Genomic DNA, 22,775 nt, shown 5'->3' with positions numbered 1-22,775 from the left:
CGCAACAGATGTTCACAAATTAATGAGCAAAAATGTGTAAAGCTGCTTATCAGCCCGCAAGCCTCTATACTGCCGCCTTACTTGCGGCGCACCCGTTGCGCTTGCGGCCGAGAAATTCGATGGAGAAACATCTATGCGTAGGATCGGTGCCGGTGTGATCGAGCGAGTCACCCAGGCCTGTGTCTGTGCCAGCTTGCTGCTGGCGCCCGTGGCGGCTACCCAGGCAGCCACCGAGGAAGATCCCTGGGAGGTGGTCAACCGACCGATCTTCCGCTTCAACGACGTCCTCGACACCTATGCCCTCAAGCCATTGGCCCAAGGCTATCAGGCGGTCACCCCGCAGTTTCTCGAAGATGGCATCCACAACATCTTCCGCAACCTGGGCGATGTCACCAACCTCGCCAACAACGTGCTGCAGCTCAAGCCGCATGCGGCAGGCGTGGACACCGCGCGGCTGATCGTCAACACCACCTTCGGCCTCGGCGGCTTCTTCGACGTGGGCACCAAGATGGGTCTTGAGCGCAGCGACGAAGACTTCGGCCAGACGCTCGGCTACTGGGGCGTGCCCAGCGGCCCGTACGTGGTTATCCCGCTGCTCGGCCCAAGCACCGTACGTGACGGCCTGGCCAAGTACCCGGACAGCTACACCAAGCCGTACCGCTACATTGATCATGTACCGACCCGCAACTCGATCTTCGCCCTGGATGTGGTCGATACCCGCGCCAGCCTGCTGTCGGCAGAGAAGCTGATTCAGGGTGACAAGTACATCTTCATTCGCAACGCCTACTTGCAGAACCGCGAGTTCAAGGTCAAGGACGGTGAAGTCGAAGACGATTTTTGAGTCTTGATGCATAAAGGCGACCTCAGGGTCGCCATTTTTATAACTCCCAGTCATTAAGCGATTAAAGAGCACCGAACTCGACCGACGTATGCTTGAAACGCCTGACGGATGGGAGTACCGTCTGCGCCTTACAAGGTACCTCTGCCGGTTGCCTGGGCCGCCTTCTTGGCCTACAACTCAAGTAGAGTGTTACCACAGAGAATTCCAGCAGCCGGATGTCAGCCTTGCAGACGCCGCTGCACCAACCCCAATCGGCGCCGTTCGCCCACATGCAGAAAATCAGTGCAACGCTGCTGATCATCGATGATGACGACGTGGTCCGTGCGAGCCTCGCCGCCTATCTGGAAGACAGTGGCTTTAGCGTGCTCCAGGCCGGTAATGGCCAGCAGGGGCTCCAGGTCTTCGAAGAACACCAGCCCGACCTCGTGATCTGCGATCTGCGCATGCCGCAGATGGGCGGCCTCGAACTGATCCGCCAGGTCAGCGAGCGCGCGCCGCAGTTGCCGGTGATCGTGGTGTCGGGTGCAGGCGTGATGAGTGACGCAGTCGAGGCCTTGCGCCTGGGCGCCGCCGACTACCTGATCAAGCCGCTGGAAGACCTCGCCGTGCTCGAACACTCGGTGCGCCGTGCGCTCGACCGTTCGCGCCTGGTGGTGGAAAACCAGCGTTACCGCGACAAACTCGAAGCAGCCAACCGTGAACTGGAAGCCAGCCTGCACTTGTTGCAGGAGGATCAGACCGCCGGTCGGCAGGTGCAGATGAACATGCTGCCGGAAAGCCCCTGGGTTGCCGGGGAGTTTTCCTTCGAGCACCAGATCATTCCGTCGCTCTACCTGTCGGGCGATTTTGCCGACTATTTCCGTGTGGATGACCGGCGCATCGCCTTCTATCTGGCCGATGTCTCTGGGCACGGCGCGTCGTCTGCCTTCGTCACCGTGCTGCTGAAGTTCATGACCACGCGGCTGATGTTCGAATTCAAGCGCAACAGCAAATTGCGCGAGTTCAAGCCCTCGGAAGTGCTCAGCCATATCAACCGTGGCCTGATCAACTGCAAGCTGGGCAAGCACGTGACAATGGTCGGCGGAGTGATCGACGAAGACACTGGCCTGCTGACCTACGCGGTAGGCGGCCACCTGCCGCTGCCGGTGCTGTATACCCCGGGCCAGGCCCGCTACCTTGAAGGCCGCGGCCTGCCGGTCGGCTTGTTCGATGAGGCCACCTACCAGGATCTGGTCATGGAACTGCCGCCGCAGTTCAGCCTGAGCTTGATGTCCGATGGCATCTTGGACCTTTTGCCAGGGGACACGCTCAAAGATAAAGAAGCCGCCTTGCCGGAAATCGTCAAGGCAGCGGGTGGTAGCCTGGATGGGCTGCGCCAACGATTTGGATTGGCTACGCTTGGGGAGATGCCGGATGATATCGCCCTATTGGTGTTGAGCAGGAACCTTCAATGAGTACCGGTAGAATTCAGTTTGCCGAGCAGAGTGGCACCTTCGTACTGAAGTTCGTCGGTGAAGTGCGTCTGACCCTGTGTTCGGCGCTGGATGCAACGATCGAGAAAATCTTCACTGCGCTGAATTTCTCGGCCATCGTCATCGATCTGACGGAAACCGAAAGCATCGACAGCACCACCCTGGGCCTGTTGGCCAAGCTGTCAATCCTGTCGCGGCAGAAGGTTGGCCTGCTGCCGACCGTGGTGACCACCAACCCGGACATCTCGCGCCTGTTGCAGTCCATGGGCTTCGATCAGGTGTTCAACATTGTCGACCGCCCGGTGCCGTGCACGGAGTGCCTGACCGACTTGCCATCGCAGGATCAGAACGAAGATGTGGTGCGCTCCAAGGTGCTGGAAGCGCACAAGATTCTCATGGGGTTGAATGACTCCAACCGTGAAGCCTTTCATGACCTGGTGAGTGCGCTCGAGCGGACCTGATCACTCCCGGTGCGAGAACTCCGTCGCCCCGGCGCCATTGGCATTCAGCTGAAACACCCGTGCCGGCCGTCCTTGTTCATCAAAGAACACCTGCCCCAACCCCGCACTGTTCCACAACCGTTCCCCGGCCTTGCTGTCGCTGGGCGTGCGCGGCATTACCTGCATCTCCCGGCGCCGGGTAAACCAGTTGAGCGGCGAGCGCGGCGAGTACAGCCAGCGGTTGAGCCGGTCCAGCACGTCCAGCAGGCGGCGGGGAAACTCATTCTTGATACCGCTGCTGGTGACTTGCCACAGGTGCGGGCTGCGCTGGCGATGGCGAATCAGCACTTCGTAGACGAACGAATAGTGCACATCGCCCGATAACACCACGTAATGCCCTGGCGTGCGCGAATGGCGGAAGATGTTCAGGATCACCTGCGCCGCACCGCGGTGCGCCATCCAATTTTCGGCATCCACCAGCAGCGGGTAGCCCAGCCAACTGAACAGCTTTTGCACGGTCTCGATCAGCTTGACGCCGAAGATCGGTGCCGGTGAGACGATGATCGCCGAAGGATGGTCCAGTAACGCTTGTTGCAGCTCGCAGAGTGCTTCCCAGTCGAGCAGACCGGAGGGCTTGGCCAGGTCGCTTTCACTGCGCCAACGTCGCGTACGGGTATCCAGCACCAGTAGCGGTGGCTCGCTGGGCAGGCTGAATTGCCAACCCTGGAAGCGCAGCAGATCCCCGATCAGTTGATCCTGCGCCTGGCTGTCCAGTTGCGGGCTGGAGAGCGCCTGGCATGGCCCAACCATAGCCTCGCAGCCGTCCGGGTCGTTGCCCCAGGCCTGGCACAGCAGATAGCCGATCAAGGCGTTACCGATGATCCGCCGCGAGAAGGGGTGGCCGTAGGCGGTTTCTTCCCACTGTGCCGAGAGGTTCCAGTCGTCGGTGATGTCGTGGTCGTCGAAGATCATCAGGCAGGGCAGGTGGGCCATCACCCGCGCCACTTGGCCCAGGTTGGCGGCAAACGCTTCGATCCGAGGCAATTCTTCTCGGTAGCGCGCCTGGTGTTGATCGGCGAGGCCCGCGGGCATGTCGAGCTGTACCAGTTGCCAGGGGACTGGCGACCAGACCAGCAGGTACATGGCCATGACTTCGGCAAAGGTCACCAGGTGGTTGTCGGCATTGCTGGACGTGAAGATCGGCTTGCGCTTGCCGCCGAAGAAGCGTTCGCGCAGGGTTTCGTTGCTCTCCTGGGCGGGCAGAAGGTCGGCGCGGTGGTAGTAGCTGGCCGGGTGCTGGTAGAGCGCCTGGCTGTCGTTGACGACCGCGCCTTCCAGCTGTTCGTCGAACAGGCCAAGGCGCTCGATCAGCGAATGAATGGCCCGCAACATCGGGCCAGCGACGTCATCGGCATAAACCTGGTCGCCGGTCATCAGCAGCACGGCCGGACGTTCTTCTGGTCGCTGGCACGCCGCAAGCAGGCGGTCGGCGCAGAGCAGGCCGTCTGCCGCGGGGTGATGGGGCTTGCGACAGGAGCCGTGCAGCAGCTGGTCCAGGCGTTCGCGCAGCACCAGGTTCGGGCGCTGCTGGCCAGGGTAGAGCAGGTGGGGCGCCCAGTCGGCGATGCCTTGGCCGTCGAGCAGCAGGTCGTATTCGACGGCGCAATTAACGGGCAAGGGTTGGCTGAAGTGAATATCCAGCAGGTGGATGAAGGCGTGCCGGCCGATCGGGATGACCTGGCAATTCGCCTTGGCCGTGCCGTGCCCGACGAACTCGGGTTGCAAGCGTTGACTAGCGACCAGCCAGATGGCCAGGCGTTGAGGCTCAAGGCGGCGCAGAACCGGGCCGGCTAGAACGAGGGGCAATGAAGTGGGGGCGGTCATCAACAGCTCTGGTGGCTAAAGAGGCCCATTTTGACGGGCCAAAGCAAAACGGGCGGAAAATGCTGAGCATTTCCCGCCCGTCTGGCAAACCGGATATGTATCAGGCTTTGTCAGCCATCAGCTTTTCCAGTTTCTCCTGGTCTCGCGCGAACTGGCGAATGCCTTCGGCCAGCTTCTCGGTACCCATGGCATCTTCGTTCATCGCCCAGCGGAATTGGCTCTCGGTGAGTACCTGTTTGGCCTCACCGGCATTGCCCGGCTTGAGGATACGCGGCAGCTCGCCCTGGTCTTCGCTGAGCTTTTCCAGCAGGTCCGGGCTGATGGTCAGGCGGTCGCAGCCGGCCAGTTGTTCGATCTGGCCGATATTGCGGAAGCTGGCGCCCATGACCACGGTGTCGTAGCCATTGGCCTTGTAGTAGTTGTAGATGCGCGTGACCGACTGCACGCCCGGGTCTTCGGCACCGACATAGTCCTGGCCGGTGCTTTTCTTGTACCAGTCGTAGATGCGGCCCACGAACGGCGAAATCAGGAACACCCCGGCATCGGCGCAAGCCTGGGCCTGGGCGAAGGAGAACAGCAGGGTCAGGTTGGTCTGGATGCCTTCCTTTTCCAATTTCTCGGCAGCGCGGATGCCTTCCCAGGTGGAGGCCAGCTTGATCAGCACGCGGTCCTTGGAAACATTGGCGGCTTCGTACAAGTCGATCAGCTGACGGGCCTTTTTCAGCAAGGCCGGCTCGTCGAACGACAGGCGAGCATCCACTTCGGTGGAGATGCGCCCAGGAATCGCCTTCAGGATGCCAGCACCCACAGCCACGGCAAACTTGTCGCACGCCAGGTCGACATTGCCCTTGGCGTCGCTTTTCACCTGCTTGAGCAGGTCGGCGTAGCCAGGGATGGCGGCCGCCTTGAGCAGCAACGACGGGTTGGTGGTGGCATCGACCGGCTTGAGGCGGGTGATGGCGTCCAGGTCCCCGGTGTCGGCGACCACGGTGGTGAACTGCTTGAGTTGTTCCAGCTTGGAGGTCATGGCGTGCTCTGTCCTGTGCGATGTCTCGACATTACCCGAGCCCCGACGCCCGCTCAAGGGGCCAATGGGGCGGTGGCGATTTGTCGAAGGTGATGATTCGAGTCATCGGCCGTCAGGAGGTTCCCAGGCTTTCGGGATAAGCACGGTCAGGGTCCGCAAGGGCAATGGTTAGCTATCTTCTCATTAGCTACTTCGATCCCAGTGGGAGCGGCTTCAGCCGCGAACACCGGCAAAGCCGGTGCCATCCACCGCGTCACTTGCTTCGCGGCTAAAGCCGCTCCCACAAGGTGGGGGGCCAAAAGGGCCAAATGTCCTCAATCAGCGGCCTTGGAGCAGCTCAGCGGCCTGGTCGAACACTACCAATGGCTCCGGCGCCTTGTGTATATCCGCCGACAGCAGCTGCCGGAAGCGCCGCGCGCCCTTGAACCCCTGGCCGAGGCCGAGAATATGCCGGGTGATGTGATGCATCGCACCACCGCTCTCGATGTGCGCAACAATGTAAGGCCGCAACTGCGCCATCGCCTCGCTGCGGCTGACCACCGGCGCATCACTGCCAAACAGCTGCTGATCCACCTCAGCCAGTACATAGGGATTGTGGTACGCCTCGCGCCCCAGCATCACCCCATCGAAGGTCTGCAGATGCCCCTGGCATTCCTCCAAGGTCTTGATGCCCCCATTGAGCACAATCTCCAAGTCCGGGAAATCCGCCTTCAACTGCGCGGCCACGTCGTAACGCAGCGGCGGAATCTCGCGATTCTCCTTCGGCGACAGCCCTTCGAGGATCGCAATCCGCGCATGCACGGTAAAGCTGCGGCAGCCGGCATCGCGCACCTGGCCGACGAAGTCGCACAGCTCTGCATAGCTGTCACGGCCATTGATGCCGATGCGGTGCTTCACCGTCACCGGTGTCGACACCGCATCACGCATGGCCTTGACGCAATCGGCAACCAGCGCCGGGTGGGCCATCAGGCAGGCACCGATCATGTTGTTCTGCACCCGGTCGCTCGGGCAGCCGACGTTGAGGTTGACCTCGTCGTAACCCGCGTCCTCGGCCAGGCGCGCACAGGCTGCCAGATCGGCTGGCACGCTGCCGCCGAGTTGCAGGGCCAGCGGGTGCTCGGAAACGTCGTGGCGCAGGAAGCGGTGGGCGTCGTTGTGGAGGAGGGCGCCGGTGGTGACCATTTCGGTGTAGAGCAGGGTTTGCTTGGAGAGCAGGCGCAGGAAGTACCTGCAATGCCTGTCAGTCCAATCCATCATCGGCGCAACGCTGAAGCGGCGGGACGGCTCAGGGTGCTGTGCGAGTGCTTGTGCAACGGTTTCTTGAGGCATGGTGGGTTGTGTAGATTCAGCCGAGTTCGGGAGAGCGGGCAGCGAGCTTTTGTTTCTAAACGTGGCTGCCGCCCGGCATGGAGTGGGCATAGTCTACCAAGGGAGCAGAGCCTGCGCCCGCGTCGCTGATGTGATCAGAAGACGCGGAGGGGCAGGATAGATTCAAGGAAACTGATTGTGCGATGTTTTCATTCAACGTGTTTCGTATCGATTTTCGGCGGGACGGGGTGCAGATTCCTTCTTCTTCATGCGATTGGCAATAGGGCTTTCCACGACTTTGAAACTGAATGCAGATACAGCGGCTATGAGGGCCAGGGAGGCAAAAAGGGTCAAGATAGGTGGTAGGCTTATTCGTTTCTGCAGTTCCAGCATCAGGCAGAGGACAGGAATGTGGCAGAGGTAAGTGGAATACGACCAATTCCCCAGCGCGTTCAATGTTGTCATGCCTTTCATGAAACGTTCTTGAGAGAGCGCTGCAATCATCAACAAAGCACAAGGGACGCCAGAGTAAAGTGGGCTGTGCGAAACCTGCCCTGACGTGAGCACGATCCAAAACGCTGCACCCGCAAGAGCCAGTGCTGCCCAGGGCTTGATCGCGCTGAGCGCCCCTCGTTGATGGAGCAGCCCTATCAGAACGCCGAAGATAAATTCGAAAACGATAGTGTTTTTATAGAACTTAAACGCTCCGCCGAGCGCCGGCAGGAGTTGGTTGAGTGCCAAAGTACCCAAGACCAAGCCGGCGATGCGGAGTTTTCGAGGTAGGAACAAAGAAGTAAAAAATACCCCGTAGAACGCCATTTCGTAGTTGAGCGTCCAACCGACGGTCATGATTGGATAGTAGCCAATGCCGGAGGGGTTGCTGGTAGGTATGAATAAAAGGCTTTTAACGAGCAATTCTTGGTCGAACAGCGTCAGTGGAATTACGCCTGGCATATAGATCAACAGTGCCATGGTAATGATCGTGAAGATCCAATAGGCCGGCACAATGCGCGCAATCCGGTGTTTGGCGAATGTAACAGGCGTTACGATTTGCTTGGAAGCGGACAGGTAGATGACGAAGCCGCTGATGACAAAGAACAGATCCACGCCGATTGCACCGTATCGGTGAAGGGCGGTGGAGATCGGGTCTGTAGGCATTGTGCTGTACGTGACCTGTAAGTAGTGATGAAGCACCACTATCCATGCCGCGATCGCCCGCAGGATTTGGATTGAATTCAGCATTTTTCTGTTTTTCACTCGAATCAGAATGCTAGTCATCTAATGAATGCGGCAGCATCGTCACTGCCAGCCGCATGGCAAGCGGGCATAGTCTAACAAGGGAGCGGGGCATGCGCCCGTGCTGCTGATGCCTGGCGAACAATGCCCCATGCTAACCTACGTGCTCCTTACTCTCAGGCCCTGACGTCCATGTCCATCGCCGAAAACCTGATCGCCTTCACTTTCGCTGCCACGTTGCTGACCGTTACCCCCGGCCTCGATACGGCGCTGATCCTGAGAACTTCCACCGTCGAAGGCCGCAAGCAAGGCATTTACGCCGCGCTGGGCATCAATGCCGGTTGCATGCTCTGGGGCGCAGCGGTCGCGTTCGGCCTCGGGGCGTTGATTGCCGTGTCGGAATTGGCCTATGACATCCTCAAGTACTGCGGCGCTGCCTACCTGGCGTGGCTTGGCGTAAACATGCTGCTGCGGCCAAGGCAGTCACTGGGCACAGTCGAAACGGACGCTCGGCCACCAGCCAACTGGTTTTTGAAGGGCATGCTGGGCAATCTGCTGAACCCGAAGGTCGGGATTTTCTACGTCTCGTTCCTGCCCCAGTTCATCCCGCAAGGCCAGCCCCTGGTGGCTTGGACATTTGGTCTGATCAGTATCCACGTGATGCTGGGCTTGCTCTGGGCGATGATTCTGATTGGTGCAACTCAGTCGCTAGCGGGTGTGTTGCGCCGTGAAAAGGTCATCCAGTGGATGGACCGGGCGACTGGCCTGGTCTTTGTGCTATTTGCCGCGCGCCTGGCGCTGAGCCGGCGCTGACGGCTTCATCGTTTGTCGACACCTGCGCAAAGTCTTTACCAATACTTTCAGAGTGCTGTTTTTAACGGCTTTCTACATATTTAGAATCAGATTTACCCTCTAGTTTGTAGTCCCTTTCTGAATCACCCTTTGGGCCATTGCGGTGGATAACCGAGCGTCCTAGTCTCGCAGGGTCGCTGGCATCAGCGGCCGGGTCTGCAAGCCCGAACTTGGTTTGGCTTCAGCTTCCATTGGCTTTGCTCAATGGTGGCTGCGTGCGGGTGGTCTTCGGGCCAGCCGGATGTATGGCCTCCAAGTCCGGTCTTGCAGGCCCGCACGTAGCCGCCACCCAATCATCTGCAAGTGATATGGCGACGGCCCCACTCATTGTGTTTGGAGTTGCCATGATCAAAATCGTCCCCGATCCACCTTACTCCCCAGATGCCTCCCATTACCTCGAAGACACCCTGATCGAAGCCACCGAATGCGTGCTCTGCGGCCTTGCCGTGGCCCATCAGGCCATCACCACGTTACCCAAGTCTCCCGCCACGATCATGACAATGACCGTGATGCACGAGAGGGAAGCGGTGCGTACGTTGCTGGAGTCGGCAATTGCGCAGGTACAGTCGAAGAGCCAGCGACAGCTGCGCACGATGCATTGAAGTTTTGACGGTCTATGCGCCGCTCTTCGCGGTGTAACGCGAAGAGGACCGCTTAGCCCCAACAGGTCTGGAGGATTGAAAATGGATAAGGAACGCCCAGAAGACACCGGCAGGATGGGCTTCACAGTAGGCTCCGCTGTCTGCATGGCTAGCGGGGTCGAAGGCAAGCGATTGTTCCGCGTCGAGCCCGGCAATTGTTGTAGCCATGCCATCGAACAGGCGTCGCTACTGATGGACTGCTCGCGACGGGCGTCATTCATCGGGGTGATGGACAACGAGCCCTCTCTGGTCTGGGCTTCGCATTACCTGTGCGAGATGGCCAAGGCGTTGATGGATGATGCGCATATGGGGATGCGCAAGCACAGTTCCCACTGACTCGCTGGTCGGTTTCAGGATGCGCCTGGTCGCTCGCGCGCATCCCTTCGGCGCCACAAGTGCCATGCTTGTGAGATGCCCGTGAGCCCAGTGCGCGCAGACGCACGGCCATCGGCAAGGAGGCTGCCGACAACCACGCAACCGTGACGTGGGCGGTGTGCCGCAGCAGAACACGCCGGTCACCTGCCCACTACACAACAGGCGGGGCCGTGATGCCGAGGTCCGCTGTATGCCTGATGAACTGCTCCACCTGCCCGTGATTCATAGCATCCTGAGCCGCCACAAGGACACTCCCGGCGCGCTGTTGCCGATCCTTCATGCCATCCAGGAAAACATCGGTTACGTCCCCGATGGCGCCGTCGACGACATCGCCCATGCCCTCAACCTCAGCCTGGCCGAGGTGCGCGGGGTGATCAGCTTCTACCACGACTTCCGTACCTCACCGCCTGCACGTCACACCCTGCGTCTGTGCCGCGCCGAGTCGTGCCAGAGCCGGGGCAGCGAGACCTTGGCCGCGCAGTTGCGCGAACAGCTGGCGTTGGACGACCACGGCACCAGTGCCGACGGCGCTATCAGTTTGCGCCCGGTTTACTGCCTGGGCGCCTGCGCCTGTTCGCCGGCCCTTGAACTGGATGGCCAGGTGCATGCGCGCCTGACACCCGAGCGGTTGCGCTCGCTGGTCAACGGTTGCCTGGAGGACCCAGCATGCTGAAGTTGTTCATTCCCTGCGATTCGGTGGCCCGCGCCGTGGGTGCCGATCAGGTTGCCGAGGCCTTGCAGCGCGAGGCCGAACGTCGTCAGTTGCCACTGGACATCCAGCGCACCAGTTCACGCGGTTTGTACTGGCTGGAGCCGTTGCTGGAGTGTGAAAGCGCAGAGGGCCGCCAGGGCTTCGGCCCGGTCACGCCTGAAGACGTACCTTCGTTGCTGGATGCTCTGGCGGGCCTGCCCGGTGGCCACTCGCTGGCGCTGGGGCTGGTGGAGCAAATCCCTTATCTGAAAACCCAGCAGCGCCTGCTGTTCGCCCGTGCCGGTATTACCCGGCCACTGTCGCTGGATGACTACCGCGCGCACGGTGGTTTCAAAGGCCTTGAACGTGCTCTTGCGCTGGGCGGTGCCGACGTGGTCGCCGCCGTGCTCGATTCCGGCCTGCGTGGCCGTGGCGGCGCGGCGTTTCCGGCGGGCATCAAGTGGCGCACCGTGCGCGATGCCGGGGCAGGGCAGAAGTACGTGGTGTGCAACGCCGACGAAGGCGACTCGGGTACCTTCGCCGACCGCATGCTGATGGAGGGCGATCCCTTCCTGCTGATCGAAGGGATGATCATCGCGGGTCTGGCTGTCGGCGCCGACAAAGGCTACATCTATGTGCGCTCGGAATACCCCGACGCGATCCGCGTGCTCAACCAGGCGTTCGCCATTGCGCGTGACGCCGGGTACCTCGGCACTGACGTGGCTGGCAGCGGTCAGGCCTTCGACCTGGAAGTGCGTGTCGGCGCTGGCGCCTATATCTGCGGCGAAGAAACCGCGCTGCTCGAATCCATCGAAGGCAAACGCGGCATCGTTCGCGCCAAGCCGCCATTACCCGCGCTCGAAGGTCTGTTCGGCCTGCCGACACTGGTGCACAACGTGCTCACCCTGGCGTCGGTGCCGACCATCCTGGCCAAGGGCGCGGCGTTCTACCGCGACTTCGGCATGGGCCGTTCGCTGGGCACCATGCCGTTCCAACTGGCCGGCAACATTCGCCACGGCGGCCTGGTGGAGCGCGCTTTCGGCCTGACCCTGCGCGAACTGGTCGAGGGTTATGGTGGCGGTACCGCCAGCGGTCGGCCACTCAAAGCCGCGCAGGTCGGCGGCCCGCTCGGCGCCTGGGTGCCGCCCAGTCATTTCGACACGCCACTGGACTACGAGGCCTTCGCCGCCATGGGCGCGATGCTGGGCCACGGCGGCGTGGTGGTGGCCGACGACACCTTGAACATGGCCAGCATGGCGCGCTTCGCCCTGCAGTTCTGCGCCGAGGAATCCTGCGGCAAGTGCACGCCCTGCCGCATCGGTTCGACTCGGGGCATGGAGGTGGTCGACCGCCTGATCGCGACCAGCGATTTCACCGAGCGTCACGACCAGGCCCTGCTGCTGCGCGACTTGTGCGACACCATGCAATACGGCTCGCTGTGCGCCATGGGCGGCATGACCGCCTACCCGGTGGCCAGCGCCCTCAAGTACTTCCCCGCCGATTTTGGGCTGACCACCACGGAGGCCGCGCAGTGATCAACTACTTCGACCCCGAGAGCGACCTGGGCACGCCCGCTCGCGAGAGCGACGTGCAGATCAGCCTGAACATCGACGGCCGCAGCATCAGCGTGCCGGCAGGCACTTCGGTGATGCGCGCCGCCGCCATGCTCGGCACCAGCATCCCCAAACTCTGCGCCACCGACAGCCTGGAAGCCTTCGGTTCGTGCCGGATGTGCATGGTCGAGATCGACGGCATGCGCGGCTACCCGGCCTCGTGCACCACGCCGGTCAGCGAAGGCATGGTGGTGCGCACGCAAACGCCACGCCTGGCCGGCCTGCGCCGCAACGTGATGGAGCTGTACATTTCCGACCATCCGCTCGATTGCCTGACCTGCTCGGCCAACGGCAACTGCGAACTGCAGACGGTGGCCGGCCAGGTCGGCCTGCGCGAGGTGCGCTATGGCTATGACGGTGCCAATCACCTGGCTGAGAAAAAAGACGTTTCCAACCCGTACTTCGACTACGAACCCAGCAAGTGCATCGTCTGCAGCCGCTGCGTGCGCGCCTGCGAGGATATCCAGGGTACGTTCGCCCTGACCATCACCGGGCGCGGTTTCGAGTCACGGGTGGCTGCAGCCGGTGGCGACGACTTCCTCAGCTCCGAATGTGTGTCGTGCGGCGCCTGCGTGCAGGCCTGCCCGACCGCGACCCTGACTGAAAAAAGCCTGGTGCAGATCGGCCAGCCCGAGCGCGCGGTGATCACCACCTGTGCCTATTGCGGCGTCGGTTGTTCGTTCCGCGCCGAGATGAAGGGCGACCAGCTGGTACGCATGGTCCCGGACAAGAACGGCGGCGCCAACCACGGCCACGCCTGCGTCAAGGGTCGCTTCGCCTGGGGCTATGCCACCCACCCCGACCGCATCACCAAACCGATGATCCGCAAGCGTCTGGAAGACCCGTGGCAGGAGGTCAGCTGGGACGAGGCCGTCACCTACGCAGCCAGCGAGTTCCGGCGCATTCAGCTCAAATACGGGCGCGACTCGATTGGCGGCATTACCTCCAGCCGCTGCACCAACGAAGAAGCCTACCTGGTGCAAAAGCTGGTGCGCACGGCGTTCGGCAACAACAACGTCGACACCTGCGCGCGGGTTTGCCATTCGCCGACCGGCTATGGCCTGAAGCAGACGCTGGGCGAGTCGGCTGGCACCCAGAGCTTCGATTCGGTGATGCAGGCCGATGTGGTCCTGGTGATCGGCGCCAACCCCACCGATGCCCACCCGGTGTTCGGTTCGCAGCTCAAGCGCCGCCTGCGCCAGGGCGCGCGGCTGATCGTCATCGACCCACGGCGCATCGACCTGGTCGACTCGCCGCACGCCCGCGCCGACCTGCACCTGCAGCTGCGCCCCGGCACCAACGTGGCCATGCTCAATGCCCTGGCCCATGTGATCGTCAGCGAAGGGCTGCTGGCCCAGCGCTTCATCGACGCCCGTTGCGAAACCGAGGATTTCGCCCGCTGGCGCGACTTCGTCAGCCTGCCTGAAAACGCCCCGGAAGTGTTGGGGCCTGTGTGCGGCGTGCCCGCCGAGCAGATCCGCGCCGCCGCGCGGCTGTATGCCACCGGTGGCAATGCGGCGATCTACTATGGCCTGGGCGTGACCGAACACAGCCAGGGCAGCACGGCCGTGATGGGTATCGCCAACCTGGCCATGGCCACCGGCAACATCGGCCGTGAAGGGGTGGGGGTGAACCCGCTGCGTGGGCAGAACAACGTGCAGGGCTCGTGCGACATGGGCTCGTTCCCGCACGAACTGCCGGGCTACCGGCATATCTCCAACGAGGGCGTGCGCGCCGAGTTCGAGCAGGCCTGGGGCGTGACCCTGCAGCCCGACCCGGGCCTGCGCATCCCCAACATGTTCGAAGCCGCGCTGGATGGCAGCTTCAAGGCGCTGTACTGCCAGGGCGAGGACATTGCCCAGAGCGACCCCAACACCCAGCACGTTACCGCCGCGTTGCGTGCGATGGAGTGCGTAGTCGTGCAGGACATCTTCCTCAACGAAACGGCCAAGTTCGCCCACGTGTTCTTGCCGGGTAGCTCGTTCCTGGAAAAAGATGGCACCTTCACCAACGCCGAGCGCCGCATTTCACGTGTGCGCAAGGTCATGGAGCCGCTGGCCGGCAAGGCCGACTGGGAGGCCACCGTGGCCCTGGCCAACGCCCTGGGCTACCCGATGAGCTACCGCCACCCGTCCGAGATCATGGACGAAATCGCTCGCCTGACGCCGAGTTTCCACCGCGTCAGCTATGCAGAGATCGATCGCCACGGCAGCCTGCAGTGGCCGTGCAACGACGCCGCGCCCGATGGCACGCCGACCATGCACATCGACCAGTTCGTGCGCGGCAAGGGCCGCTTCATGCTCACCGGTTACGTGCCTACCGACGAGAAGGTCAACAGCCGCTACCCGCTGCTGCTGACCACCGGACGCATCCTCAGCCAGTACAACGTCGGCGCCCAGACCCGCCGCACCCGCAACACCGCCTGGCATGACGCGGATCGCCTGGAGCTGCACTCGAACGATGCGGAAAGCCGTGGCATCCGCGATGGCGATTGGGTTGGCATCGGCAGCCGCGCCGGCCAGACCGTCCTGCGTGCCAAGGTCAGCGCGCGGGTTGCGCCGGGGGTGGTGTACACCACCTTCCACTTCCCCGAATCCGGCGCCAACGTGATCACCACCGACAACTCCGACTGGGCCACCAACTGTCCTGAATACAAGGTCACGGCGGTGGAGGTGGTGAAGGTTTTCCATCCGTCTGAATGGCAGAAGCGTTACCAGGACTTCAGTGATGAACAGCGGCGCTTGCTCAAGGAGCGCCGTACAGCGGAGAAAGCCGAGGTGCGCCGATGAGCAGCGATAGCTTGGTCAAGATGGCCAACCAGATTGCCCATTATTTTGATAGCGAGCCGAATCATGAGCTGGCGGTGAAGGGGGTTCGGCAGCATTTGCAGAGTTTCTGGACACCGGCGATGCGACAGCAGTTGGGGGAGTGGGTGGAGGCCCATGCCGGGGAGGGGTTGGACTCGAAGGTGCTGGAGGCACTGGCTACATGAAATGTCCGTCATATTTGCCAGCCGAATCCCCGCGCAATGCTACGCTCGCGGAAACACTCGTCACGGACATCCACCATGGACATGAACTGGCACCAGGCCCTGCAAGAGAGCCTGAGCTGGCTTGCAATCGCTTCGTTCATCACGCTGATCGGCTTCACCGCCGCCGCTGCCTTGGCCGTGCGCTATACGCGCTGGGGCAGCCAGTTCTGGCAGCTCGCCGGGCCTTATTTCACCTTCCGGCGCAGCTGGAGGCCACTGCTGGTGTTCGCCGTGCTGCTGGTGCTGACGTTGTTCTCGGTGCGCATGAACGTGTTGTTCTCGTTCTGGTACAACGGCTTCTACAGCGCCCTGCAAGCACTCGATCAGACCGCGTTCTGGTATTTGCTCGGAGTGTTCGCGGTGCTGGCAACCATCCACGTGCTGCGCGCGTTGCTCACGTTCTACGTGACCCAGGCTTTCAGCATTCAGTGGCGGGTGTGGCTGACCGAGCGCCTGACAAGCGACTGGATGCACGGCGATGCCTACTACCGTGGGCAGTTCCTCGCCGAGCCGGTGGACAACCCTGACCAGCGTATCGAGCTGGACGTCAACGCCTACGTCACCAACTCGGTGTCGCTGGCCCTGGGCGCGGTCAGCGCGCTGGTGTCGTTGGTGGCCTTTACCGGCATCCTCTGGGGGCTGTCGGCGCCGCTTACGTTGGCCGGCATCGAGATCCCGAGGGCGATGGTGTTTGCGGTGTACGTGTATGTGCTGATCGCCACCTGGATCGCCTTCCGCCTCGGGCGGCCGTTGATTCGCCTGAACTTCCTCAACGAAAAACTCACCGCCAACTTCCGTTACGCGCTGATGCGCCTGCGCGAGAATGCCGAGAACATCGCCTTTTACCAGGGCGCGCAGGTGGAGCGGGGCACCTTGCTTGGCCGTTTCGGCGCGCTGATCGTCAACGCCTGGGCCTTGGTATTCCGGAATCTGAAGTTCAGCGGCTTCAACCTGGGCGTCAGCCAGGTGGCCGTGGTGTTCCCGTTCATCCTCCAGGCGCCGCGATTCTTCAGCGGTGCGATCAAGCTTGGCGATGTCATGCAAACCTCCCAGGCCTTCGGCCAAGTGCAGGATGCGCTGTCGTTCTTCCGTGAGTCCTACGACACATTCGCCCAGTACCGCGCCACCCTCGACCGTCTGACCGGCTTTCTCGATGCCAACCAGCAGGCCAGCGCGTTGCCGCGGGTCAATACTCATGCACAGTCGCAGGCCTTGGACATCGCTGGCCTGCAGGTGCTGCGCCCGGACGGGCACACGCTGATCGCCGACCTCGACCTGCGCCTGCACGCTGGCCAGGCACTGTTGATCAAGGGTCCTTCGGGCAGTGGCAAGACCACCTTGCTGCGTTCCCTGGCGGGCTTGTGGCCGTACGCCGAAGGCGAAGTCAGACGGCCCACGGGTACCCAGGCGTTGTTCCTCTCACAGCGTCCGTACTTGCCGTTGGGCGACTTGCGTACCGCCATTGCCTACCCGGCCGACAGCACATTCGACGACGAGCCGCGCATGCAGCAAGCGCTGCGTCAGGTCAACCTGGCGCACCTGGCCGAGCGGCTGGCGGTCAGTTGCGACTGGTCGCATATCCTGTCGATCGGCGAGCAGCAGCGGCTGGCCTTTGCCCGGGTGCTGTTCAACCGGCCGCAGGTGGTGTTTCTCGACGAGTCCACTTCGGCGATGGATGAGGGGCTGGAGCATGCGCTGTATTCGCTGTTGCGCAACGAGATGCCGCAGACCTTGCTGGTAAGCGTCGGGCACCGCAGCACGCTGGCCGGGTTCCATACCCATCGGCTGGAAGTGGACGGGCAGGGCGGTTGGTCGTTGCTGGAGCAACGGCCGGAGGTTGAGCTGCAGGTCTAGTTGGCCAATATGGCCCTTTCGCGGGGCAAGCCGGATCGCCGGACCGCCGCTCCCACAGGTACCTCATTGTTCTTGAGATCAGTGGGGTCCTGTGGGAGCGGCGGTCCGGCGATCCGGCTTGCCCCGCGAAGGGCCGGCACAGCCACTACAAAATCAGGGCTGCATCACGATCAGCTCTGCCCCCTCATTACGCACATTCCCGACCGCCTTATTCACTGCAAACCATTCGAACGCCTCCACCGGCAGGCACCGCTCACGCGCCAGCCGTTCGGCCTCTTCGGCAGGCACTTCGGGGTCGATCCACTGCCGCGCATCCACCGCCCCCAACACCAACGGTCGACGGTCATGGATATCGACCATCCCTTCGTCACTCGCCGCCGTGATGATCACGAACCCATCCCCCTCGTTCGGCTCAAGCCCGGCATGCACCTCGGCCAGTGCCGCCATGAACATCGGTGCCTGGCTTTTCAGGCGGATGAAGTAGGGCTGCTTGCGCTTGGGGTCATGTGGGTCGGTTACCCATTCGTACCAGCCATCGGCCATGACCAAGGCGCGCCCTTGTGGCCACAAGGCCTTGAAGAACTTGCCGGTGGTCACCGTCTCCACCCGTGCATTGATCGGCGCCGGCCGTTTGCCGGTGGCCCAGAACGGCGCCCAGCCCCAGTGGCACGGGTCGATGCGCAGGCCGTCGGCGGCGCTGTGCAAGATCAGCACACGGCTGCCGGGTGCCACGTTGTAGCGGCCGATGGGCACGTTGTCGTAGCCGCTGATCACATCCTGCTCGGCGTCCAGTTCACGCAGGTAGTCAGCCAGGCCCTGATACTGGGCGAAGCGTCCGCACATGGTATGTACCCCCTCCCGCTTGTCGAAATTTCCTACAGCTAAATTGCCGGATACCCGGCGCACCGATTACTGTATATGCATACAGTTTATTTTCAAAGGCCGTGTCATGACTACCATCCTGGGCCCCATCTCTGGCGGCAGCGCTGCCGTGTCGCGCTACCTGTTCCATGTGCCAGCGGGCTTCCCGTCGCCGGCTGCGGACCACATGGAGCAACCCATCTCGCTGGACGAGCTGTTCAACCTGCGCGCGCCGCACATGTATCTGGTCAGGATAGACGGCGACAGCATGCAGGGTGCTGGCATCTTCGACGGTGACCTGGTGCTGGTCGACCGCTCGATCGACGCCCGCCATGGCCATATCGTGATCGCCGCGGTCAACGGCGAGCCGCTGTGCAAGCGGCTGCAGCAGGTGGGTGGGCAGGTGCTGCTGCGCTCGGAAAACCCGCGCTTCGCGCCACGCTACATCATGGAGGGTGACGACTTCATGATCTGGGGTGTGGTGACCTTCAGTGTGCGCACCCATGACCCGCACTCATGACGGCCTCAGCGCCACCCCCGCCAGCGTGGCGCCAGCCAACCCCGCTCCGACCAGGAAGGTGGCCTGGAAGCCGACGCCATCCCACAACAGCCCGGCCACCACACTGGCAACCAACAACGCCACCCCGGTCAATAAGTTGAACAGGCCGAAGGCCGTACCGCGCAGGTTGGCCGGTGCACTGTCGGCGATCAGCGCGGCGAAGATGCCTTGGGTGAAGCCCAAATGCAGCCCCCAGGCTGCCACTCCGAGCGCCAGGCCGGCCCAGCCCGGCATCAGTGCCAGCAACAGGTCGGCGGCGATCAGCAGCCCAAGGCCGAGCATCAGTACGCCACGGCGGCCCACGCGGTCCGAGAGCGCCCCGGCGGGGTAGGCCGAGAGCGAGTAGGCCAGCGCCATTAACACCAGCACCGCCGGTGCCCACAGCGGTGCCAGCCCCATGTCCTGGGCGCGCAGTAACAAAAAGGCCTCACTGAAGCGGGCCAGGGTGAAGATCATCGCCAGGCCGATCAGGCGCCAGTAGCGCGGGCCGAGGCGGGCCAGCTCGTGCAGTGCCAGCGGTGCGCGGACGGAGCGTGCCGCAGGTGGTGTGCCCGGCTCACGCACGAAGGCCACGAGGATGTATACGGCAATGAACGCCGGGATTACCGCCACCCAGAACACCGTCTGGAAGTGGCTCGCCGTCAGCCACATCAGCGCTATCGCCAGCAATGGCCCGAGGAAGGCGCCGACCGTATCCAGCGCCTGGCGCAGGCCAAATGCCGCGCCGCGCAGCTCGGGCGGGGTAATGTCGGCCACCAGCGCGTCTCGCGGCGCCCCGCGAATACCTTTGCCGATACGGTCGACGAAACGCGCGCCGATCAGCCAGTCCAGCCCCGAGACCATCGGGAACACCGGCTTGGTCAGCGCCCCCAGGCCATAGCCCAGCACCGTCAGCAGTTTGCGCTTGCCCAGCCGGTCGCTGAGCGCACCAGAAAACACCTTGGTGATCGATGCAGTGGCTTCGGCGATGCCTTCGATAACGCCCACCGCCACCACCGAGGTGCCGAGCACGGTGACCATGTACAGCGGCAGCAGGGCATGGATCATCTCCGAGGAAATGTCCATGAATAGCGACACCAAACCCAGCGCCCAGACGCTACGGGGGATTTTCGGTATGGCCATGGGCTGGGTTTTTCCGACGCTGCGCATCGTGGGCCTCGGCAGTGTGGCTACGTTCGAACTGTAGGAGCCGGTGCGCAGGATGCAAATCGGATGAGTGGGTAGGGGCAACGACGCATTGGCATGATTAACTGTATATAAGTACAGTATTGGTGATGCCGCCAGATGAAACCGTTACCTGTTTTTGCGCTGATCGATTGCAACAGTTTCTACGCCAGTTGCGAGCGCGTCTTCCGCCCCGACCTGCTGCGTACGCCCATCGTGGTGTTGAGCAACAACGACGGCTGCGTGATTGCCCGCAGCGCCGAGGCCAAGCCGCTGGTGAAGATGGGCCAGCCGTACTTTCAAGTGAAGGACCTGCTGCGGCAGCACGGCGTCGTGGCGTTTTCGTCCAACTACGCGCTGTACGGTGACATGAGCCAGCGGGTGATGACGGTGATCGAGGGCATGGTCCCCGCTGTGGAGGTGTACTCCATCGATGAAGCCTTCGCTGACCTCAGCGGCATGCCCGGCGACCTCGACCGCTTGGGCCGCGATATCCGCGCCCGGGTGCTCAAGCACACGGGCATCCCGGTCGGCGTCGGTATCGCCAGTACCAAGACCCTGGCCAAGCTGGCCAACCACGCCGCCAAACGTTGGGCCTCGCACAGTGGCGGGGTGGTCGACCTGCGCGACCCGGTGAAGCGCAACTGGGTGTTGAAGAAGTGCGAGGTGTCCGAGGTCTGGGGCATCGGCGCCCGCATGACCGCGCATTTGCGTAGCCTCGATATCCGCAGCGCCTGGGACCTGGCGCACGCCGACCCCTGGCGCCTGCGCAAGCAGTTCAGTGTGGTGGTGGAAAAAACCGCCCGCGAGCTGGCTGGCACACCTTGCCTGCAACTGGAGGAAGTGGAGCCGCCGCGCCAGGAAATCTGCTGCAGCCGCATGTTCGGCCAGCGCCTGACCGAGCTGGCGCCAATCAAGGAAGCAGTGGCCACCTACGTGATGCGTGCAGCCGAAAAACTGCGCAAGCAGCGCTCGCTGGCGCGGCGCATGCGGGTGAGCATCCGCACCGGCATGTTCAACCCTGACGAGGCCAAGTACGCCAACGGTGTGGTGGTGCAGTTGCCGTACCCCACCGATGACGAACGGCTGCTCACGCGCATGGCGCTGGAGGCGGTGGCGCGGGTGTACCGCGAGGGGTTTCGCTACAGCAAGGCGGAGGTGCTGCTGATGGAGCTGTGCCAGCGGGGGGAGGTGACGGACGACCTGTTTGCGCCGGCGCAGACGGTGAAGGCGGAGCGGGTGATGGGGGTGATCGATGGTGTCAACGAGCGCTGGGGGCGGGGTACGTTGCGCAGCGCGGCGGTGCCGGCGGCGGCACAGTGGGCGATGCGGCGGGAGTTGATGAGTGCGGGGTTTACGACGCAGATGGCGGGGTTGTGGCGGGTGAGTCTGTGAGGGGCGGCGGGGGCGACTTTACACACTGTTCTGGCGCGTAAATTGAGTTGATGTGATTTTGAAAGCTCGCATTTTTACATGTGTCGTAGTAAAGCTTTGACATAAGACAGGGACTTGAGTATGTTTCGCCGCCGCAGTAAATTCAGCGGCACGGGATTGGCGTCCCGAGACAGATCCGCACCCAGCGGCTGCGCCCTGCATGGCTGCACCCGTTATGGGCGGGCCGTGTGTGGGAGCCTTCTGGCTCACCGGCCCTCTGTCCGGCACGCCAACCCGCACGGCACCGTCCACCCATATTGGCGTATGGGCTCGGAGCGTCATACAGAGAGCTGCAAGAAGTCGCACCATGCTCAAGAAGATCGTTCCAGATCCACCTTCAATCCTGGGCCACACTGAATCCTCATCGATACAATCACGCCAATCGGCGCTGCGAGAGGTCTGCCGATGACTCCGGAAAATCCCCTCACTGTGGGTACCCGCAAACCTCGCCCACTGACTATCAGATCTCAGTTCGGCACTTGTCATAATGCCCATCAACCGATGTTCTCGGTCCATGCCGGTATCGAGGGGGAGGATGCGATGGTTTGTGCAGTCGCGGCGTTAAAGGCCGCCTATGAAACCAATGCTCTGGCGTTGGAAAATGCAAAGGAACCAATGCGCAGCCTTCTGGCGGCAACGGAAAGCTCGCTGGAGAAAGGCTTGGCGCTGGCTGAGGCTGTGCTTCTAGGAATGGAACACGGGTAGGGGTTGCTGTACGGGCCGCAGATGCGGCCCATTCTGGTAGCGAAGTGAAGTGGGATGAGGATCGAAAGCCGGTCAACGAGCCTGAAGAACCTCACGAAACACATCCGGGCGAGAAGCCGCGATATGCAGAAGCGACCGGGCTGCCCCCGATGGCATGCGCCTCCCTTGCTCCCACTCTTGAAGTGTACGCACCGATACGCCCAGTAACTCGGCGAACTTCAGTTGAGAAAGCCCAGTCCTGCTCCGAGCCTCGGCTGCTTCGGTGACTTCCACTTGGTGCACCGCACCATAGCGACACGCTTTCACATCGCGGATGGACTCCAGCAATTCTTCGCCAATGTTGCGGGTGGCATCGCGCAGCATCAGTTCTTTTTCAGTCAGGGGCATAGTTGAGCTCCTTCGCAATCTTGCGCAGCACGTGCGCGGGTATATTCTCGGTGGCACCTTTACAATAAATCAGCAGTGCAACCAACGAACCGTTGGCTAGCTGGGCCATGTAAATCACCCGGACTGCTCCTCGCTTGACTTTGCCTTCCATGCTCCAGCGCACCTTGCGGCATCCACCGGAACCGGGAATCACTGCGCCGGCATCAGGTTCATTCGCAAGGAAGGACATGAATGCCCCGTGCTCTTCTGCGGTCCAGTAATCGGGCCATAGCCTTGAGAAAAGTGGAGCTTCAATGATCGTCAGCATACTGCATCCCTACGTCCCTGACGTAGAGATTTTGCTTGGAATGGTCAAAACCAAGAAGCATGAGGTTGTTTCGAGTGGTTGCCGACATCGCCA

The 22,775-nt window shown here is 62.2% G+C and carries 23 protein-coding genes; 15 read left to right on the top strand and 8 right to left on the bottom strand.

Going from position 1 to position 22,775, the window contains the following annotated elements:
• Positions 1 to 133: 133 nt before the first annotated feature.
• From ACIQUF_RS15125 to rssC, 3 genes are all read left to right on the top strand, one after another.
• Positions 134 to 841 carry a VacJ family lipoprotein gene (locus tag ACIQUF_RS15125; protein ID WP_403132749.1) on the top strand — a complete coding sequence of 236 codons (708 nt, stop codon included), beginning with the start codon at positions 134 to 136 and terminating at the stop codon, positions 839 to 841.
• Between the two features lie 269 nt (positions 842 to 1,110).
• On the top strand, positions 1,111 to 2,295 hold the full coding sequence (gene rssB / locus ACIQUF_RS15120) for a two-component system response regulator RssB (RefSeq protein ID WP_403133543.1): 1,185 nt from the start codon (positions 1,111 to 1,113) through the stop codon (positions 2,293 to 2,295).
• On the top strand, positions 2,292 to 2,774 hold the full coding sequence (gene rssC / locus ACIQUF_RS15115) for an anti-sigma factor antagonist RssC (protein ID WP_167069222.1): 483 nt from the start codon (positions 2,292 to 2,294) through the stop codon (positions 2,772 to 2,774). Before rssB ends, rssC begins: the two co-directional genes overlap by 4 nt.
• Here rssC and ACIQUF_RS15110 read toward each other — a convergent pair whose 3' ends face one another.
• From ACIQUF_RS15110 to ACIQUF_RS15095, 4 genes are all read right to left on the bottom strand, one after another.
• Positions 2,775 to 4,637 carry an alkaline phosphatase D family protein gene (locus ACIQUF_RS15110; protein WP_403132746.1) on the bottom strand — a complete coding sequence of 621 codons (1,863 nt, stop codon included), beginning with the start codon at positions 4,635 to 4,637 and terminating at the stop codon, positions 2,775 to 2,777.
• Between the two features lie 100 nt (positions 4,638 to 4,737).
• Positions 4,738 to 5,664: a transaldolase gene (gene tal, locus ACIQUF_RS15105; RefSeq protein ID WP_403132744.1), complete on the bottom strand. Its 927-nt coding sequence runs from the start codon at positions 5,662 to 5,664 to the stop codon at positions 4,738 to 4,740.
• Between the two features lie 318 nt (positions 5,665 to 5,982).
• Complete coding sequence (gene dusA, locus ACIQUF_RS15100; RefSeq protein WP_403132742.1) at positions 5,983 to 6,993, bottom strand: tRNA dihydrouridine(20/20a) synthase DusA; 1,011 nt, start codon at positions 6,991 to 6,993, stop codon at positions 5,983 to 5,985.
• Positions 6,994 to 7,185: 192 nt separating this feature from the next.
• Positions 7,186 to 8,250 carry an acyltransferase family protein gene (locus ACIQUF_RS15095; RefSeq protein WP_403132739.1) on the bottom strand — a complete coding sequence of 355 codons (1,065 nt, stop codon included), beginning with the start codon at positions 8,248 to 8,250 and terminating at the stop codon, positions 7,186 to 7,188.
• 150 nt (positions 8,251 to 8,400) lie between these two features.
• Between ACIQUF_RS15095 and ACIQUF_RS15090 the strand changes: the two genes are divergently transcribed.
• From ACIQUF_RS15090 to ACIQUF_RS15055, 8 genes are all read left to right on the top strand, one after another.
• Positions 8,401 to 9,021, top strand: coding sequence for a LysE family translocator (locus tag ACIQUF_RS15090; protein WP_403132736.1), 621 nt, complete (start codon positions 8,401 to 8,403; stop codon positions 9,019 to 9,021).
• A 383-nt stretch (positions 9,022 to 9,404) separates the two neighbouring features.
• Positions 9,405 to 9,662: a hypothetical protein gene (locus ACIQUF_RS15085; RefSeq protein ID WP_403132734.1), complete on the top strand. Its 258-nt coding sequence runs from the start codon at positions 9,405 to 9,407 to the stop codon at positions 9,660 to 9,662.
• Between the two features lie 81 nt (positions 9,663 to 9,743).
• Complete coding sequence (locus tag ACIQUF_RS15080) at positions 9,744 to 10,037, top strand: DUF3077 domain-containing protein (protein WP_403132730.1); 294 nt, start codon at positions 9,744 to 9,746, stop codon at positions 10,035 to 10,037.
• A gap of 229 nt (positions 10,038 to 10,266) precedes the next feature.
• Positions 10,267 to 10,749, top strand: a complete 483-nt coding sequence (locus tag ACIQUF_RS15075) for a formate dehydrogenase subunit gamma (RefSeq protein ID WP_403132727.1) — start codon at positions 10,267 to 10,269, stop codon at positions 10,747 to 10,749.
• Entirely contained in the window at positions 10,743 to 12,302 is a 1,560-nt protein-coding gene (locus ACIQUF_RS15070) for a formate dehydrogenase beta subunit (RefSeq protein WP_403132724.1), read from the top strand. The genes ACIQUF_RS15075 and ACIQUF_RS15070 overlap by 7 nt, the downstream gene beginning before the upstream one ends.
• Positions 12,299 to 15,169 carry a formate dehydrogenase subunit alpha gene (fdhF, locus tag ACIQUF_RS15065; RefSeq protein ID WP_403132722.1) on the top strand — a complete coding sequence of 957 codons (2,871 nt, stop codon included), beginning with the start codon at positions 12,299 to 12,301 and terminating at the stop codon, positions 15,167 to 15,169. Before ACIQUF_RS15070 ends, fdhF begins: the two co-directional genes overlap by 4 nt.
• Positions 15,166 to 15,372 (top strand): formate dehydrogenase subunit delta, encoded by a 207-nt coding sequence (locus ACIQUF_RS15060; protein ID WP_403132720.1) that lies wholly within the window; start codon positions 15,166 to 15,168, stop codon positions 15,370 to 15,372. The genes fdhF and ACIQUF_RS15060 overlap by 4 nt, the downstream gene beginning before the upstream one ends.
• Positions 15,373 to 15,447: 75 nt before the next feature.
• The gene (locus ACIQUF_RS15055; protein WP_403132719.1) at positions 15,448 to 17,265 is read left to right on the top strand and encodes an ABC transporter ATP-binding protein/permease; all 1,818 of its coding nucleotides are present in this window, start codon (positions 15,448 to 15,450) and stop codon (positions 17,263 to 17,265) included.
• A 153-nt stretch (positions 17,266 to 17,418) separates the two neighbouring features.
• On the opposite strand, the gene ACIQUF_RS15050 is transcribed toward ACIQUF_RS15055, so the two are convergent.
• Entirely contained in the window at positions 17,419 to 18,108 is a 690-nt protein-coding gene (locus ACIQUF_RS15050) for an SOS response-associated peptidase family protein (RefSeq protein ID WP_403132718.1), read from the bottom strand.
• 106 nt (positions 18,109 to 18,214) lie between these two features.
• On the opposite strand from ACIQUF_RS15050, the gene ACIQUF_RS15045 reads away from it, so the two are divergent.
• Complete coding sequence (locus ACIQUF_RS15045) at positions 18,215 to 18,646, top strand: LexA family protein (RefSeq protein WP_403132716.1); 432 nt, start codon at positions 18,215 to 18,217, stop codon at positions 18,644 to 18,646.
• On the opposite strand, the gene ACIQUF_RS15040 is transcribed toward ACIQUF_RS15045, so the two are convergent.
• Entirely contained in the window at positions 18,641 to 19,807 is a 1,167-nt protein-coding gene (locus ACIQUF_RS15040; RefSeq protein ID WP_403132714.1) for an MFS transporter, read from the bottom strand. The two genes, ACIQUF_RS15045 and ACIQUF_RS15040, sit on opposite strands and share 6 nt — an antisense overlap.
• On the opposite strand from ACIQUF_RS15040, the gene ACIQUF_RS15035 reads away from it, so the two are divergent.
• From ACIQUF_RS15035 to ACIQUF_RS15025, 3 genes are all read left to right on the top strand, one after another.
• The gene (locus ACIQUF_RS15035; RefSeq protein WP_403133570.1) at positions 19,749 to 19,871 is read left to right on the top strand and encodes a hypothetical protein; all 123 of its coding nucleotides are present in this window, start codon (positions 19,749 to 19,751) and stop codon (positions 19,869 to 19,871) included. The genes ACIQUF_RS15040 and ACIQUF_RS15035 overlap by 59 nt on opposite strands.
• A 98-nt stretch (positions 19,872 to 19,969) precedes the next feature.
• Complete coding sequence (gene umuC, locus ACIQUF_RS15030) at positions 19,970 to 21,244, top strand: translesion error-prone DNA polymerase V subunit UmuC (RefSeq protein WP_403132712.1); 1,275 nt, start codon at positions 19,970 to 19,972, stop codon at positions 21,242 to 21,244.
• Positions 21,245 to 21,688: 444 nt separating this feature from the next.
• Complete coding sequence (locus ACIQUF_RS15025) at positions 21,689 to 21,988, top strand: hypothetical protein (protein ID WP_403132711.1); 300 nt, start codon at positions 21,689 to 21,691, stop codon at positions 21,986 to 21,988.
• 72 nt (positions 21,989 to 22,060) lie between these two features.
• Here ACIQUF_RS15025 and ACIQUF_RS15020 read toward each other — a convergent pair whose 3' ends face one another.
• A complete protein-coding gene (locus tag ACIQUF_RS15020) occupies positions 22,061 to 22,375 on the bottom strand; it encodes a helix-turn-helix domain-containing protein (RefSeq protein WP_403132709.1) in 315 nt (104 codons plus the stop codon).
• On the bottom strand, positions 22,362 to 22,682 hold the full coding sequence (locus ACIQUF_RS15015; RefSeq protein ID WP_403132706.1) for a transcriptional regulator: 321 nt from the start codon (positions 22,680 to 22,682) through the stop codon (positions 22,362 to 22,364). Before ACIQUF_RS15015 ends, ACIQUF_RS15020 begins: the two co-directional genes overlap by 14 nt.
• Positions 22,683 to 22,775: the final 93 nt, after the last annotated feature.

The organism is Pseudomonas sp. NPDC090233 (assembly GCF_044772285.1).
Taxonomy (GTDB): Bacteria; Pseudomonadota; Gammaproteobacteria; order Pseudomonadales; family Pseudomonadaceae; genus Aquipseudomonas.
Note: the sequence above shows the minus strand (reverse complement) of the source record. Positions and strands in the feature narration are given on the sequence as shown.

Coding starts and splice junctions, on each gene's coding strand:
- ACIQUF_RS15110 (WP_403132746.1), bottom strand. CDS start 4,637: ATGACCGCCCCCACTTCATTGCCCCTCGTTCTAGCCGGCCCGGTTCTG.
- ACIQUF_RS15085 (WP_403132734.1), top strand. CDS start 9,405: ATGATCAAAATCGTCCCCGATCCACCTTACTCCCCAGATGCCTCCCAT.
- tal (WP_403132744.1), bottom strand. CDS start 5,664: ATGACCTCCAAGCTGGAACAACTCAAGCAGTTCACCACCGTGGTCGCC.
- ACIQUF_RS15050 (WP_403132718.1), bottom strand. CDS start 18,108: ATGTGCGGACGCTTCGCCCAGTATCAGGGCCTGGCTGACTACCTGCGT.
- ACIQUF_RS15090 (WP_403132736.1), top strand. CDS start 8,401: ATGTCCATCGCCGAAAACCTGATCGCCTTCACTTTCGCTGCCACGTTG.
- ACIQUF_RS15060 (WP_403132720.1), top strand. CDS start 15,166: ATGAGCAGCGATAGCTTGGTCAAGATGGCCAACCAGATTGCCCATTAT.
- ACIQUF_RS15045 (WP_403132716.1), top strand. CDS start 18,215: ATGACTACCATCCTGGGCCCCATCTCTGGCGGCAGCGCTGCCGTGTCG.
- ACIQUF_RS15040 (WP_403132714.1), bottom strand. CDS start 19,807: ATGGCCATACCGAAAATCCCCCGTAGCGTCTGGGCGCTGGGTTTGGTG.
- rssC (WP_167069222.1), top strand. CDS start 2,292: ATGAGTACCGGTAGAATTCAGTTTGCCGAGCAGAGTGGCACCTTCGTA.
- rssB (WP_403133543.1), top strand. CDS start 1,111: ATGCAGAAAATCAGTGCAACGCTGCTGATCATCGATGATGACGACGTG.
- ACIQUF_RS15070 (WP_403132724.1), top strand. CDS start 10,743: ATGCTGAAGTTGTTCATTCCCTGCGATTCGGTGGCCCGCGCCGTGGGT.
- dusA (WP_403132742.1), bottom strand. CDS start 6,993: ATGCCTCAAGAAACCGTTGCACAAGCACTCGCACAGCACCCTGAGCCG.
- ACIQUF_RS15080 (WP_403132730.1), top strand. CDS start 9,744: ATGGATAAGGAACGCCCAGAAGACACCGGCAGGATGGGCTTCACAGTA.
- ACIQUF_RS15035 (WP_403133570.1), top strand. CDS start 19,749: ATGAATAGCGACACCAAACCCAGCGCCCAGACGCTACGGGGGATTTTC.
- ACIQUF_RS15055 (WP_403132719.1), top strand. CDS start 15,448: ATGGACATGAACTGGCACCAGGCCCTGCAAGAGAGCCTGAGCTGGCTT.
- ACIQUF_RS15075 (WP_403132727.1), top strand. CDS start 10,267: ATGCCTGATGAACTGCTCCACCTGCCCGTGATTCATAGCATCCTGAGC.
- ACIQUF_RS15125 (WP_403132749.1), top strand. CDS start 134: ATGCGTAGGATCGGTGCCGGTGTGATCGAGCGAGTCACCCAGGCCTGT.
- ACIQUF_RS15020 (WP_403132709.1), bottom strand. CDS start 22,375: ATGCCCCTGACTGAAAAAGAACTGATGCTGCGCGATGCCACCCGCAAC.
- ACIQUF_RS15095 (WP_403132739.1), bottom strand. CDS start 8,250: ATGACTAGCATTCTGATTCGAGTGAAAAACAGAAAAATGCTGAATTCA.
- ACIQUF_RS15025 (WP_403132711.1), top strand. CDS start 21,689: ATGACTCCGGAAAATCCCCTCACTGTGGGTACCCGCAAACCTCGCCCA.
- umuC (WP_403132712.1), top strand. CDS start 19,970: ATGAAACCGTTACCTGTTTTTGCGCTGATCGATTGCAACAGTTTCTAC.
- ACIQUF_RS15015 (WP_403132706.1), bottom strand. CDS start 22,682: ATGCTGACGATCATTGAAGCTCCACTTTTCTCAAGGCTATGGCCCGAT.